This window comes from Acidobacteriota bacterium (assembly GCA_026707545.1).
Taxonomy (GTDB): Bacteria; Acidobacteriota; Thermoanaerobaculia; order Multivoradales; family Multivoraceae; genus Multivorans.
Window position 1 is genome coordinate 295055 of the sequence record JAPOWR010000002.1, and the last position, 13110, is coordinate 308164.

Annotated in this window: 14 protein-coding genes; 11 read left to right on the forward strand and 3 right to left on the reverse strand. The window is 67.9% G+C overall.

Annotated elements, in window-relative coordinates; all coding sequences use genetic code 11:
- Positions 1 to 112 precede the first annotated feature (112 nt).
- Positions 113 to 1186 (reverse strand): recombinase RecA, encoded by a 1074-nt coding sequence (recA, locus tag OXG83_13475; GenBank protein MCY3966039.1) that lies wholly within the window; start codon positions 1184 to 1186, stop codon positions 113 to 115.
- 181 nt (positions 1187 to 1367) lie between these two features.
- Here recA and murB point away from each other — a divergent pair, with 181 nt between their 5' ends.
- Positions 1368 to 2363: a UDP-N-acetylmuramate dehydrogenase gene (gene murB, locus OXG83_13480; protein MCY3966040.1), complete on the forward strand. Its 996-nt coding sequence runs from the start codon at positions 1368 to 1370 to the stop codon at positions 2361 to 2363.
- An 80-nt stretch (positions 2364 to 2443) separates the two neighbouring features.
- The gene (locus tag OXG83_13485; GenBank protein ID MCY3966041.1) at positions 2444 to 2974 is read left to right on the forward strand and encodes a hypothetical protein; all 531 of its coding nucleotides are present in this window, start codon (positions 2444 to 2446) and stop codon (positions 2972 to 2974) included.
- Between the two features lie 34 nt (positions 2975 to 3008).
- Here the strand turns inward: OXG83_13485 and OXG83_13490 are convergent, their stop codons facing one another.
- Positions 3009 to 4436 carry an undecaprenyl-phosphate glucose phosphotransferase gene (locus OXG83_13490; GenBank protein ID MCY3966042.1) on the reverse strand — a complete coding sequence of 476 codons (1428 nt, stop codon included), beginning with the start codon at positions 4434 to 4436 and terminating at the stop codon, positions 3009 to 3011.
- Between the two features lie 89 nt (positions 4437 to 4525).
- Positions 4526 to 5665 carry a glycosyltransferase family 1 protein gene (locus OXG83_13495; GenBank protein ID MCY3966043.1) on the reverse strand — a complete coding sequence of 380 codons (1140 nt, stop codon included), beginning with the start codon at positions 5663 to 5665 and terminating at the stop codon, positions 4526 to 4528.
- A 123-nt stretch (positions 5666 to 5788) separates the two neighbouring features.
- Between OXG83_13495 and OXG83_13500 the strand changes: the two genes are divergently transcribed.
- From OXG83_13500 to OXG83_13540, 9 genes are all read left to right on the forward strand, one after another.
- Positions 5789 to 6376, forward strand: a complete 588-nt coding sequence (locus OXG83_13500) for a DUF177 domain-containing protein (GenBank protein ID MCY3966044.1) — start codon at positions 5789 to 5791, stop codon at positions 6374 to 6376.
- A gap of 43 nt (positions 6377 to 6419) precedes the next feature.
- A complete protein-coding gene (gene rpmF / locus OXG83_13505; protein MCY3966045.1) occupies positions 6420 to 6605 on the forward strand; it encodes a 50S ribosomal protein L32 in 186 nt (61 codons plus the stop codon).
- Positions 6606 to 6701: 96 nt separating this feature from the next.
- Complete coding sequence (gene plsX, locus OXG83_13510; protein MCY3966046.1) at positions 6702 to 7727, forward strand: phosphate acyltransferase PlsX; 1026 nt, start codon at positions 6702 to 6704, stop codon at positions 7725 to 7727.
- Positions 7724 to 8767 (forward strand): ketoacyl-ACP synthase III, encoded by a 1044-nt coding sequence (locus tag OXG83_13515; protein ID MCY3966047.1) that lies wholly within the window; start codon positions 7724 to 7726, stop codon positions 8765 to 8767. Before plsX ends, OXG83_13515 begins: the two co-directional genes overlap by 4 nt.
- Positions 8768 to 8791: 24 nt before the next feature.
- On the forward strand, positions 8792 to 9718 hold the full coding sequence (fabD, locus tag OXG83_13520; protein MCY3966048.1) for an ACP S-malonyltransferase: 927 nt from the start codon (positions 8792 to 8794) through the stop codon (positions 9716 to 9718).
- Positions 9719 to 9723: 5 nt separating this feature from the next.
- Complete coding sequence (gene fabG, locus OXG83_13525) at positions 9724 to 10470, forward strand: 3-oxoacyl-[acyl-carrier-protein] reductase (GenBank protein MCY3966049.1); 747 nt, start codon at positions 9724 to 9726, stop codon at positions 10468 to 10470.
- A gap of 94 nt (positions 10471 to 10564) precedes the next feature.
- Complete coding sequence (locus tag OXG83_13530; protein MCY3966050.1) at positions 10565 to 10804, forward strand: acyl carrier protein; 240 nt, start codon at positions 10565 to 10567, stop codon at positions 10802 to 10804.
- A 71-nt stretch (positions 10805 to 10875) separates the two neighbouring features.
- Entirely contained in the window at positions 10876 to 12117 is a 1242-nt protein-coding gene (gene fabF / locus OXG83_13535) for a beta-ketoacyl-ACP synthase II (protein MCY3966051.1), read from the forward strand.
- Between the two features lie 84 nt (positions 12118 to 12201).
- Positions 12202 to 12903, forward strand: coding sequence for a hypothetical protein (locus OXG83_13540; GenBank protein MCY3966052.1), 702 nt, complete (start codon positions 12202 to 12204; stop codon positions 12901 to 12903).
- Positions 12904 to 13110: the final 207 nt, after the last annotated feature.

A 13110-nucleotide genomic window follows, 5' to 3' on the forward strand; every position in this document is an offset into this window, starting at 1 on the left:
ACCGAAGCGAGCGGAGTGAAGTGAGCGCCACACCCTCGCATTCCGACTGAGCGCGAACGTCCGTTTGGGACCCTCTCCCCGGACTCCGGATCGGCGGGTGAGCTCTTGGTCCCTAGCCCGCCGCGGCCGTGCGGTCGCCCGACTCCTCAGCGGCGGCCGCGACGATGGGCGGGAGTCCCATCTCGGAGCGCAGGTGGGCTTCGATCTCGTCGGCGAGGTCGGCGTTGTCGCGCAGGAACTGCTTCGCGTTCTCCCGGCCCTGGCCCAGCCGGACGTCGCCGGCCGAGAACCAGGCGCCGCTCTTCGCGACGCGCTTGTGCTGGATGCCGAGGTCGATCAACTCGCCGACGCGCGAGATGCCCTCGCCGTAGTCGATGTCGAACTCGGCGAGCCGGAACGGCGGGGCGACCTTGTTCTTGACCACCTTGATTCGCACTCGCGAGCCGACCACCTGGTCGCCGTCCTTCAGCGCTGCGATGCGCCGGATGTCGATGCGGACCGACGAGTAGAACTTGAGCGCCCGGCCGCCGGTCGTCGTCTCGGGCGAACCGAACATGACCCCGATCTTTTCGCGGATCTGGTTGATGAACACCACGGTCGTTCGCGACCTGGCGATGATGGCGGTCAGCTTGCGCAGCGCCTGGGACATGAGGCGGGCCTGGAGGCCGACATGGGAGTCGCCCATCTCGCCTTCGAGTTCGGCGCGCGGCACCAGGGCGGCGACCGAGTCGATCACGACGATGTCGAGCGCGTTCGAGCGCACGAGCATCTCGGCGATCTCCAGCGCCTGCTCGCCGCTGTCCGGCTGGGAGACCAGCAGCTCGTCGATGTTCACTCCGATCTTCTCGGCGTACTCGGCATCCAGCGCGTGTTCCGCGTCGATGAAGGCCGCGGCGCCGCCGGCGCGCTGCGCCTGCCCGACGACCGACAGGGCCAGGGTCGTCTTGCCGCTCGATTCCGGACCGTACACCTCGACGACGCGGCCGCGGGGAAAACCGCCGGTGCCGATGGCATGGTCGACGGCGAGTGAACCGGTCGAGATCGACTCGATACCGAGGTTCTCCTGCTCGCCGAGGCGCATGATCGCGCCCTTTCCAAACTGACGTTCGATCTGCGTGAGCGCGCCCGAGATCGCTTCCTCGCGGCCGGCTTGCTGCTTGCGCGCCTTCGTGCGGGTTGGGGTCATGGGTTTCTTCGTTCCTCTCTTCTTGCAATGGCGCGTTGGCGGCGGCCCCGGCGTCGTCGACGCGGGGAGTCGTGGCTATACTTCCGCGCGACCGATGCGGCGCTCCCCTGGATCGTCAGACGGTTGAACGGAAGGCGGGATTCGGCCGCTGCGGACGCTCGGCGACGTGGTGTAGAACAACGTGACAGCCGACATCGACAAGGGCGCAGTCAGCGTATTGCAGCCCCCCCTGGCCGTCAACCGCGAACTCAGGGACCTGCTCGCCGTGGTTCCCGGCGTGAAGGTGCGCGAAGCCGTTCCGCTGGCGTCGGTGACGACGCTTCGCATCGGCGGTCCCGCGGACCTCTTCGTCCGCGTGGAGTCCGAGGCGGCGCTGCTCGCGGTCATGACCCTGGTCCGGGAGTGCGCGAGCGCCCTGCATCTGCACGGTCACGGCTCGAACGTCCTGTTTCCGGACCGCGGCATTCGTGGTGTGGTGTGCCGGCTCCGCGGAGAACTCGAGTCGGTCGAGGTGGAGGGCGAGACGGTGCGCTCCGGCGCCGGGGTCACGCTGGCCAGACTGGCGCGGGACACGTCGAAGCAGGGTCTGCTGGGCCTCGAGGCCCTCTCCGGGTTTCCCTCCACCGTCGGCGGCGCCGTGGTGATGAACGCCGGCTGCTACGGCACCGAGATCAGGGACGTTCTCACCGAAGTGCGCGTCGCGCGGCCGGGGCGGCCGGTCGAGACCGTTCCAGTGTTGCGCCTCGAGCCCGGCTACCGGACGACCAACCTGCAGGGGACCGACGCCGTCGTGACCCGGGCGGAGTTCCAACTGCGGAGCGGCGATGGCGCCGCCGCGCTCCGGAGGATCGACGAGCTGAATCGCCGGCGGTGGCGGAGCCTGCCGTCCGGCAAGCCGAATGCCGGCTCCGTGTTTCGCAACCCGCAGGACGACTTCGCCGGCCGGTTGATCGAAGCCTGCGGCCTGAAGGGGCTGCGCCGCGGCGGCGCCGAGATCAGCCAGCGGCACGCCAACGTGATCGTCAACCGGGAGAAGGCAGGCTCAGCCGATGTGCTCGAGCTGATGGTGGCGGCGCACCGGGCGGTTCGAGACCGGTTCGGCGTCGAACTGCGGCCCGAGATCGTGCTGGCCGGCGACCTGGCGGAGGAGTTCTGGGAGCGCGCCCGTTCCGGTTGACCGCCACCTGGACCGGGCGCGACAGGCTATCCTCATGGCTCCATTGTGATCGCGAGGCTGACGAAGCGAAGGGGGAGACGATGAACGGGACTCTGAATCGGACATGGTGGCGGCGACCGGAAGCGGTCCTGGGCCTGGTGGCGGCCGTCGCGCTGCTAGCCCTTGCCTGCGGCGGCGGTGGCGGCGTGGCCGAGGCGCGTGTCGGCTACATCGCCGAAATGCGGTCCTTCGCGGTTCAGGCCCCGGTCGCCGACGAGGCGATGGAAGCCGAAGCCGCCGAGGCCGACATGGAGGCCGAGGCGGAAGGCGAAATGCCGGCCGAGCCCGCCACGGTCGATGTTCTGCTCGACATCCTGGTGCACAACGAGGGTTCGGGAACGCTGGACGGGATCACCGTCGATCTCACGATCGCCGATCCGGACGGGGCAGAGAAGGAACGCCGGCTGCTCTGGATCGAAACCGCGGGTCTCACGAAGGGCTCCCAGTCGCAGGTCGTCTACGAACTGACCGGCGTCGCCTACACCGAGGGCGACGGTTTCCACGTCGAGGTCCGGCACCCGATCCCGATGGAAGAGCGCGGCGACTACCGGGAGTTCGACGGGGAGCAGTAGCGCAGCCAACCCCGTCGGCCGACTCCCGGCGGCGTCAGTAGGCGTTCTTGGTCAGACCCCGGCGCAGGGTCAGCCAGAGGATCTGGAAGTCGAGACGGAGACTCCAGTTCTCGATGTAGTAGAGGTCGTACTGGATGCGCTTCCGGATCGAGGTGTTGCCCCGCCAGCCGTGGACCTGGGCCCAGCCGGTCAGCCCGGACTTCACGCGGTGGCGCAGCATGTAGTTCGGGATCTCGTCGCGGAACTTGCGCACGAACGCGGGTCGCTCGGGGCGCGGGCCGACGATCGACATGTCGCCGCGGAAGATGTTCCAGAGCTGGGGAAGCTCGTCGATCGACCAGCGTCGCAGGAAGGCGCCGATGCGGGTGCGGCGGGGGTCGTTCTCGACCGCCCACACCGGCCCGGTCGTGGATTCGGCGCCCATGCGCATCGAGCGGAACTTGAGGATCATGAAGGAGTGGCCGTCGAGTCCCATCCGCTCCTGGCGGTAGAACAGCGGTCCGCGGTCCTCCAGCTTGATCAGCACCAGCACGACCGGCAACAGGGGCAGCAGGACGGTCATGGTCGCCACGGAGATGCCGATGTCCATCGTTCGCTTGGCCAGGCTCGACCAGCCCTCCATCGGCACGTGGGAGAGGTTGATCACCGGCGTGCCGTCCACGTCCTCCATCTCGGCGCGCAGCGTCGCGTACTGCAGGACGTTCGGCACCAGGCGAATCTCGATCAGCTCATTGCCGATCCGGTCGAGGAGGTTGAGGATCTTCCGGTGCGCCTCGAATGGCAGGGCGATCATCACCTGGTCCACGCTGTACCGTTCGATGGCGGCTTCGAGGTCCTCGAGGGTGCCGACCACGTTGACGCCGCTGACCGGCTCGCTGGCTTGCTTGGCCGGGTCGTCGTCCAGGAAGCCGACGACCTCGTAGCCGAGCTCGCGGTGGCGGACGAGCTTGGCCGCGATCTCCCCGCCGCTGTCGCCGGCTCCCACGATCAGGATGCGGCGCACATTGTGGCCGCTCCTCCGCACGACGCGCAGGAAGGCCCGGGTGACGAAGCGAAGCAGCGCGACCAGGAAGATGTCGCTGGCGACGAACAGGGCGAAGAAGGCACGGCTGTAGGAGAACGGGTCGTCGCTGCCGGCCTGGGTCAGCCGGTCGAACGTCAACACGGCCGTGAGGATCACGAGTGCCAGCATGGTCGCGACCACGATGCTGATCGCCTCGTCCACGCGGCTGTGTCCGCGGCGTATGCGGTAGAGGCCGTGGAAGTAGTAGACGATGGGCCAGATCAGCAGGATGAAGGGCAGCATCCTGAGGTAGGGCTCGAAGTCCGGTACGGACTTCGTCACTTCGATCACCGGCTGCACGAAGCGGAGGTACCAGGCGAGGAAGAAGGCGCCGACCGTGGCGAGGACATCGCCGGCGATGTTCAGCGTGGCGGTAACGCGGAGTCGCTTCTGGAGCACGGTGCTGAAGGTCGTATGAGTGGGACGCCCGACCCTGGCGGGCGCCGGATGTTAACAATCCAGCCAGGCCTCCCGCGGCTGGCCGATGCTCAGCTTGCCGTCTCCCCGAGCACGTCCCGGTAGATCGCGAGTGTGCTCTCCGCGGCGGTCTGCCACTGGAAGCCGGCGGCTCGGGAGGCGCCGCGGTCGGTGAGCTGCCGTGCGTGGCCCCGGTCGTTCATGCACCGCTCGATGGCAGTAGCGATCTCTTCCACCTCCAGGGGGTTGACGAGTTCCGCATAGCCCTGTGCGATCTCTTTGAGCGACGATGTGTTCGACGTGATCACAGGCACACGCGAGGCCATTGCCTCGACCACGGGCAGCCCGAACCCCTCGTACAGGGTCGGGTAGAGGAACAGGCTGGCTCCCTGATACAGGGCCGGGAGGACGCTTGCCGACACGTGGCCGACGAGCTGGACGTGGTCGCCGACGCCGAGCTGGCGGGCGCGGCGCTCCAGCTTGAAGTCGCTGCCGGGCCGCGCGCCGACGCAGACCAGGGGCGCGTCGAAGCCGGCCCGCGAGCGTGCTCTGGCGTAGGCCTTGATCACGCGGTCCAGGTTCTTGTGGGGTTTCGGATTGCCGACGAACAGCATGTACGGCTGACGGACGCCCACGTCCTTCAGGTGGGCGTCGAGCTCCTCCGCGCTCAGCAGCCTCCGGAAGCGATCCTCGACGCCGTTGTACACGACGTGGATCCTCTCTTCCTGGATGTCGAAGTAGTCGAGCAGGTCTCTCTGCGTGTTCCGGGACACGGCAATGATCCGGTCGGCTCGGCTGACGCTGTGACGGAACATGTGCTGGGCGTAGAGGGACGCGGCACGGCTGGGCAGGAAGCCGGGGTAGAGCAGGTGGATGATGTCGTGGATCGTGACCACCGTCGGGCAGGGGACGACAGCCGGTAGAACGTAGTGGGTGGCGTGGTAGAGGTCCAGGCTCGAGCGTGAGATGCGCCAGGTCATCATCGCGATCTCGCGCACCGAGTACACCGGGGACCGTTCGACGACAGAGCGGAAGTTCGGCGGCAGGTCCGCCGCGAAGTCGCGATCCTCGGGTCGGACGAACAGGACGTACTCGTTGGCGCCGGCTTCCCCCTCGGCCTCGATCCGCGCCAGTCCGTGGATCAGATTCGAGACGTAGACACCGATGCCGAAGTCGCGAACCTTGCGGGCGTCGATGCCGATGCGGGCCACCCGCCAAGCCTAGCGCCGGTCGCTCGACGCCCGCGCCGAGATTGACAGTTGCCGCAACGATTCGTAGCCTCTCTGGTTTGCGCGGTCGCGCCTGGCCGGAATGTGCGGGGGCCCTGGTTCGCGATGGCGGCACGCCTGGTGGAACGTGAGATGCACCTGCAGCTCGACCAAGCCCGCAACGGTCCGCTGCGCTGGCATGAACACCTCGAATCGGCCGCTGCCTGTTCCGGGAAGGACGGGGCCGGGCGGGACGGGGCGATCGTGCTGGGCAGCGTCGACTGCGAGGGCAGTCTTGTCTTCGTCGGCCCGGACTACCTGCTGGAGGGGACACTTCACTACAGGCAGAGGCTCCACTGTGATCGCTGCCTGACCGCGTACGAGCAGGAAGTTGACCTGCCGCTCGCCTTCGTCGTGACGAATCGGCATGACGATGTCTCCGCGACCGACGACGGCGCCGGTGCGCGCGAACTCGAGCCGGAGGACCTTTCGACGCTCAGTGCGGTAGAGGGGGCGGTCGACCTGGCCGTGCTGGTCCGGGAACAGGTGGAGCTCAACCTGCCGATGAAACCGATCTGCGATCCGTCCTGCCGCGGACTCTGCCCGCAGTGTGGAGCCGACCGCAAGAGGGAAGTCTGCACCTGCGCCGGGGAACGGCCGGACCCGCGCTGGTCGGGGCTGGAGGCGATCCGCGAACGACTTGGCGGAGTATGATGCCGCGCCGCCAGAGCGGCGGTGTGGAGAAAGGAATACTGGAATGGCAAATCCCAAACGGCGGCATTCGAAGGCGCGCCGTGACCGCAGGCGGTCGCATGACTACTTGAAGCGGCCGGCGGGGTCAGTGTGCCCGAATTGCGGCGAAACGAAACTTCCTCACCGCGCCTGCAGTCACTGCGGTCACTACCGCGGTCGCGACGTGGTCGACATGGAGGACGTGCTGTAGCAGCCCACCGGAGTCCCGCCAGGCGCTACACTGATGGTCTACCGACCCGGAGTTGACCCTGAATTGACGGATCGAGGTTCAGCGCGAACCCCAGCCGTGATCGCCGTCGACGCGATGGGTGGGGACCACGCGCCCCGAACCGCGGTGGAGGGCGCCCTGCTGGCGGCACGGAGGCGTGGGCTGCGGCTCCTCCTCGTCGGCCGGCGATCGATCCTGGAGGAGGAGATCGAGGAGTTCGGGCCCGGAACCGCCGTCCGGGACCGGGTCGAGGTGGTGCATGCCGGCGAGGTCGTCGGCATGTGCGAGTCCGCACTCGCGGTGCGCCGCAAGCGCGACTCCTCGGTTCGCGTCTGCGCCCGCCTGGTCAAGGAGGGGCGGGCGCAGGCCATGGTCACCGCGGGCAACACCGGCGCCGCCCTGGTCGCGGGGAAGATGGTGATCGGCGTGGCTCCGGGGGTCGATCGACCCGCACTGGCGGTGGCCATGCCGCGGCGCGTCGGTCGGACCATCCTGCTGGACGCGGGCGCCAACGTCGACTCCAAACCCGATCAGCTCCGCCAGTTCGCGGTCATGGGCCACTACCTGGCCCAGCAACTGCTGCGGATGAACTCGCCGCGCATCGGCCTGTTGTCGATCGGCGAGGAGGCCGGGAAGGGCACCGACCTGGTCCGTGAGGTGTTCAAGTCGCTCGACGCCACGGGACTCAACTTCGTCGGCAACGTCGAGGGCCGCGACGTGTTCAGCGGCGCCGCCGATGTCGTCGTCTGCGACGGCTTCGTCGGCAACGCGATCCTGAAGAGCGCCGAGGCGCTTGCGGAGTTCGTGGGCGCTCAGTTGCGCGAGGAGATGAGCCGCACCCTGCGCTCGCGGCTCGGCTATCTGCTGGCCAAGCCGGCCTTCGATCGTTTCAGGAGCCGGGTCGACTACAGCGAGTACGGCGGAGCGCCGCTACTCGGCCTGCGCGGCGGCTGCTTCGTGGCCCACGGGCGTTCGTCGGCCCATGCGATGTCGAGCGCAATCCAGCGGGCCGTGGAGTTCTGCGAGGCCGGCATCCACCTCAAGGTCAGCGCCAAGCTCTCGGAGGTCGACTTCGAAGCGGCGCCAAAGGCGGTCGCGGGATGACGAACGGGTTGAGGGGCGATTCCTCCAATCACACGCGGCGGGTCTGGATCGCAGGTACCGGAAGGGCTGTTCCTGATCGGATCCTGACCAATGCCGATCTCGAGAAGATCGTCGACACGTCGAATGAGTGGATCATCGCCCGTACCGGCATCGAGGAGCGGCGGGTGGCCGAGGACGACGAGTACACGTCGCAGTTCGCCGTCGGCGCGGCGCGGCAGGCGCTGGAGATGGCCGGTGTCGAGGCCGCCGACGTCGACCTGGTCCTCATTTCGACGGTGACGCCGGACATGCCATTTCCGTCGACCGCCTGCCTGGTGCAGGAGGAGATCGGGGCCAGGGACGCGACTGCCTTCGATCTGAACGCCGGATGCACCGGCTTCGTCTACGGCCTCTCCGTGGGTCATCAGTACGTGGCCAGCGGCGCCGCCTCGACCGCTCTGGTGATCGGCGCCGAGTCGCTGACGAAATACACGGACTACGAGGATCGCTCCACCTGCGTCCTGTTCGGCGACGGAGCGGGTGCGGTCGTGCTGCGAGGCGACGATCAGCCGGCGTCCGACGCGCGGAACGGGCTGCCGGGCGTCCTCTCCGTGGCGATCCACAGCGACGGTTCGCTGGCCCACCTGCTCGAGATGCCGGGCGGTGGCAGCCGCAATCCTCCAAACCGGCCGGAGACACTGGAAGCGCGGCTGCCCTTCATCCGGATGCTCGGGAACGAGACCTTCAAGGTGGCGGTTCGGACCCTCGCCGAGGTCTCCGGCGAAGTGCTCGCCGACGCCGGCCACGAGGCGGAAGACGTGAAGTGGCTTATCCCCCATCAGGCGAACCGCCGGATCATCGATGCCGTGGGTCGACGAATCGACGTGCCCTCCGAGCGCGTGTACGTCAACGTCCATCGCTACGGGAACACGTCGGCCGCGTCCATCCCGATCGCGCTGGACGAACTGAATCGCGACGGGCGGATCGGCTCGGGGGACCTGATCCTGATGGCCGCCTTCGGCGCCGGGCTGACCTGGGGCGCCGCCGCGGTCCGCTTCTAGGGCTGTCGTCGCGGGATTGTTCAGATGAGTGGGGTGGCGTACGTCTTTCCGGGCCAGGGCTCTCAGCGCGTCGGCATGGGCCGGTCGCTGGCCCTGGCCTTCGAGGAGGCGCGGGAAGTCTTCGAGGAGGCGGACGACACGCTTGGTTTCGCGCTCTCCGGGCTCTGCTTCGAGGGCCCTGAGGACGAGCTTCAACTGACGGCGAACACGCAGCCGGCGATCGTCGCAGTATCGGTGGCGGCGCTCCGCTGCTTTCGGGCTCGGGGTCTGGAGACGGAGACGCCGAACTTCGTCGCCGGTCACAGTCTAGGCGAGTATTCGGCGCTTGTCGCGGCCGGCGCACTCGAACTCGGCGACGCTCTGCGTCTGGTCAGGGCTCGGGGCGAGGCCATGCAGAAGGCGGTGCCGGTGGGCGATGGCGCGATGGCGGCGGTGCTTGGCTTGAGCGTCGAAGACACGGTGGAGCTGGCGGCCGAGGCGGCCGCGGACAGGGGCGGCGTCTGCCAGCTTGCCAACCTGAACGCGCCGGGTCAGATCGTGATCGCGGGTTCCAGCGAAGCGGTGGAGCGGGCGATCGAACTGGCGAGCGACCGGGGTGCGCGCCGCGCGATCCCGCTGCCGGTCTCGGCCCCCTTTCACTGCGCCCTGATGTCGCCGGCTCGCCAGGCCATGGAGCCGTTGATTCAGGCGGCGCCGATGGCGGACCCACAGGTACCGGTGGTCTGCAATGTGGATGCGGAGCCGGTGAAGAGCGCTTCCGCCGTTAGGTGCGCGCTGGTGCGGCAGATCGACGGCGCCGTCCGTTGGGTGGAATCGGTGACGGTCATGGCGGCGGACGGCGTGGGCCGGCTGATCGAGTTCGGGCCGGGCAAGGTCCTTTCGGGCCTCGCGCGTCGGATCGACCGGAGCCTCGAGGTGCGCGCGGTGGCCGGGCCGGACGACATGGAGTGACAACGGTGAGCATCTTCGATCTGAGCGGACGGACTGCCCTGGTCTCCGGGGCCTCGCGCGGCATCGGCCGCGCCTGTGCGGTGCTGCTGGCGCGGCAGGGCGCGCGCGTCGTGCTGGCCGCCCGGAACGAGGAACTGCTGGACGAGGTCGCCGGTGAGATCAGAGCCTTCGGTGGCGAGGCGCATCCCATGGCGCTGGATCTGGCCGATCATGAATCGCTGCCCGGTGCGGTACGGCAGCTTCCGGGGGAGTTCGCCGCGGTCGACATCCTCGTCAACAACGCCGGCATCACAGCCGACAACCTGCTGGCCCGGATGACCCTGGACCAGTGGCAACAGGTGCAGGACGTCAACCTGACCGGCGTCTTCGTGCTGACCAAGGCTCTCGTGCGGGGCATGATGCGCCGCCGTTACGGACGGATCGTCTCCGTGTCGTCCGTCGCGGGCGTCCTCGGAAATGCCGGCCAGGCGAACTATGCCGCCGCCAAGGCCGGGCTGATCGGGTTCAGCAAGTCGCTCGCGCGCGAGCTGTTGAGCCGGGGGATCACGGTCAACGTCGTGGCGCCGGGCTTCATCGAGACGGACATGACCGCCGCGATGCCGGAGGGTGCCGGGGAACGCTTCCGCGAGCAGTACGGCGTCATGCGTCTGGGAACGGTGCACGACATCGCTCCCGCGGTGCTGTACCTGGCGAGCGACGAGGCGTCCTACGTCACCGGCGAGGTCCTCTGCGTGAGCGGCGGGATGACGTGAGGGATTCCTGGCTCGGTTGGACGGATCGCCCTGGTGGTGGCATAGTCTTCATCCGTCAGCGGGCCGGAAACGCCAACCCCAGAGAGGAACGAGAATGTCCGTAGTCGAAAAGGTCAATAGCATCATCGTCGAGCAGCTCGGAGTCGATGCCGACGAAGTCACTCCGCAGGCGAGTTTCACCGACGATCTCGGCGCCGATTCGCTCGACATCGTCGAGTTGGTCATGGCCTTCGAAGAAGAGTTCGGCATCGAGATCCCCGATGAGGATGCCGAGAAGATCGGCTCCGTCAAGGAAGCCATCGACTACATCCAGGCGCACGGGAACTCCAACTAACTTCCAGAAGCCGGCGCCCTGGCCGGCTCCGGCAGTCCCGAGCGGATTCGCTGACGTACGGATTCGTGCCCATGAACGACCGCAGACGTGTCGTCATCACCGGTGTGGGCCTCGTGTCCCCGCTCGCCGTGGGCACGGAGGAAACGTGGTCCGGCCTGATGGACGGAAGGAGCGGCGTCGGTGCGCTGACGCGGGTTGACGCCTCCCTCTACACGACGAAGATCGCCGCCGAAGTGCGGGACTTCGACGCGGAGCGGTTCCTTCCCCGGAAGGACATCCGCCGGGTCGACCTGTTCATCCAGTTCGCCCTGGCTGCCGCGGCCCTGGCACGCGAGGACTCGGGGCTCGAGATCGACGACCGCAACGCCGACCGCGTCGCGACGGTCGTCGGTTCGGGCATGGGCGGACTGCCGCTGATCGAGCACATGCACGGCATCTGGCGAGACCGCGGGCCGCGCAGGGTGTCGCCGTTCTTCATTCCCGGCCTGATCGCCAACATGGCGTCAGGCCAGATCTCGATCCGGCATGGCGCGAAGGGGCCGAACACATGCCCCACGACCGCTTGTACGACGGGCCTGCACGGGGTGGGCGACGCCTTCCGCCTGATTCAGCACGGATACGCAGACGCCGCCTTCGCCGGCGGCACGGAGGCCACGACCTCCGACCTGGCGCTGGCCGGTTTCGGCGCGATGAAGGCGCTCTCGGTCCGTAACGACGAGCCGGCCAGGGCCTCCCGACCATGGGATGTCGGCCGCGACGGTTTCGTTCTCGGTGAGGGAGCGGGCGTTCTGATCCTGGAGGAGCGCCAGGCGGCCCTGGCCCGGGGCGCTGAACCTTACGCCGAAATCCTGGGCTATGGCATGAGCGCCGACGCGTACCACGTGTCGGCGCCCGAACCTACCGGCGACGGTGCGGCGCGGGTCATGCGGGCGGCGCTCGACGACGCGGGGATCGCGGCGGAGCGAGTCGACTATGTCAATGCACACGGCACGTCGACGCCGCTCGGGGACATCGCAGAGGTTCGGGCGATCAAGCGCGTCTTCGGTGACCATGCCTACCGGCTGGCGGTGTCCTCAACCAAGTCCTCCACCGGTCACCTGCTGGGAGCGGCGGGCGGCGTCGAAGCCGGCATCCTGGCGCTGGCCGTCCACCGCCAGGTGCTGCCGGCGACGCTCAACCTCGACCAGCCCGACGAGGAGTGCGACCTGGACTTCGTGCCCCACGAGTCCCGTGACGCGAGGGTCGACGTGGCCCTGACCAACTCCTTCGGCTTCGGCGGCACGAACGGCGCCCTGATCATGGCCAGGGCCTGACCGCGAAGTGCGCGCCCGAGGAGGCTGGTAGGATCGCCACATCCTCAGTCTCAGCAGGTGCCCCGCGCCAGAAAGGAAGTGGACATGGCCCCATCCACCACGTCGAACCCCGTCACCAGACAGGGAGGGTTGGCCCTGATCGTCGGTGTCGTCCTGTCGGTGCTCGCATCGCTCCTCTTTCCGGGCGGCGTAGTGGACCGTGTGGACCAGACCGACTTCCCGGCCGCCCTCGACGCGGCGGCGGCGAACGCCAGCCGCGCGCATCTGGCGTCCATGCTGTCGATCCTCGGGATGTTCCTCTACGGTTACGCTGCCTTCACATGGCTTCGCCTGGCCGAGCAGGGGCCCGGCGGTTTGTGCCTGCGGCTGGGGGCGTATGTAAGCGTGTTCGGGTGGAGCCTCTACGTCGTCGCGATGGGCATGCGGCAGTTCAGCGTCCACCTGATGCAGCGCGGCATGGAGGACCTGGCCCTCGGCACTTACGTGTCGATGGCCGGTATCGTCATCGCGTTGGTTTCCGTCTATCCGATCGGTTCCATTCTGGTGGGCCTCGGCCTTTCCGCCCGCTTCGGCTCAATGAGCATTTTCAAGCTGGCCTCCTATGGATTCGTCCTGCTCGGGGTCCTGGCAATCATCAACTTCCTGGTCCTGCAGCACGTGTCGGGGATCGAGCCGCTGGTGCTCCTCACGAACGACAACGCCCTGCAGGCGTTCGGTTCGCTCATCTTCGTCATCATCGGGATTGGGATGTACCGGGGTAGAAGCGAGCTCACATCAGAGGTCTGAGCAGCCCGTCCGCAGCAGCGGAAGCTGCTTGACAGTCCGCACCTTCCGGTACAGTATCCGGCCTCCCGGAGCCATTCCGACCCGTTCCACCCTCACCGCGTCATGAACTCACAGGACAGCACTTCCGCGTTCGTCGCTGCCTCCGTCGCTCCGGCGACCGGGGTCGTCGCGACGTCCTGGTGGGCTCACGGTCACGGCAAGGGCTGA

What these genes read in the sequence shown, in the direction of transcription:
- fabD (MCY3966048.1), top strand. Translation starts at nt 8,792, where the DNA reads ATGAGTGGGGTGGCGTACGTCTTTCCGGGCCAGGGCTCTCAGCGCGTC.
- OXG83_13500 (MCY3966044.1), top strand. Translation starts at nt 5,789, where the DNA reads ATGGCGGCACGCCTGGTGGAACGTGAGATGCACCTGCAGCTCGACCAA.
- OXG83_13530 (MCY3966050.1), top strand. Translation starts at nt 10,565, where the DNA reads ATGTCCGTAGTCGAAAAGGTCAATAGCATCATCGTCGAGCAGCTCGGA.
- fabF (MCY3966051.1), top strand. Translation starts at nt 10,876, where the DNA reads ATGAACGACCGCAGACGTGTCGTCATCACCGGTGTGGGCCTCGTGTCC.
- OXG83_13515 (MCY3966047.1), top strand. Translation starts at nt 7,724, where the DNA reads ATGACGAACGGGTTGAGGGGCGATTCCTCCAATCACACGCGGCGGGTC.
- OXG83_13540 (MCY3966052.1), top strand. Translation starts at nt 12,202, where the DNA reads ATGGCCCCATCCACCACGTCGAACCCCGTCACCAGACAGGGAGGGTTG.
- recA (MCY3966039.1), bottom strand. Translation starts at nt 1,186, where the DNA reads ATGACCCCAACCCGCACGAAGGCGCGCAAGCAGCAAGCCGGCCGCGAG.
- OXG83_13485 (MCY3966041.1), top strand. Translation starts at nt 2,444, where the DNA reads ATGAACGGGACTCTGAATCGGACATGGTGGCGGCGACCGGAAGCGGTC.
- rpmF (MCY3966045.1), top strand. Translation starts at nt 6,420, where the DNA reads ATGGCAAATCCCAAACGGCGGCATTCGAAGGCGCGCCGTGACCGCAGG.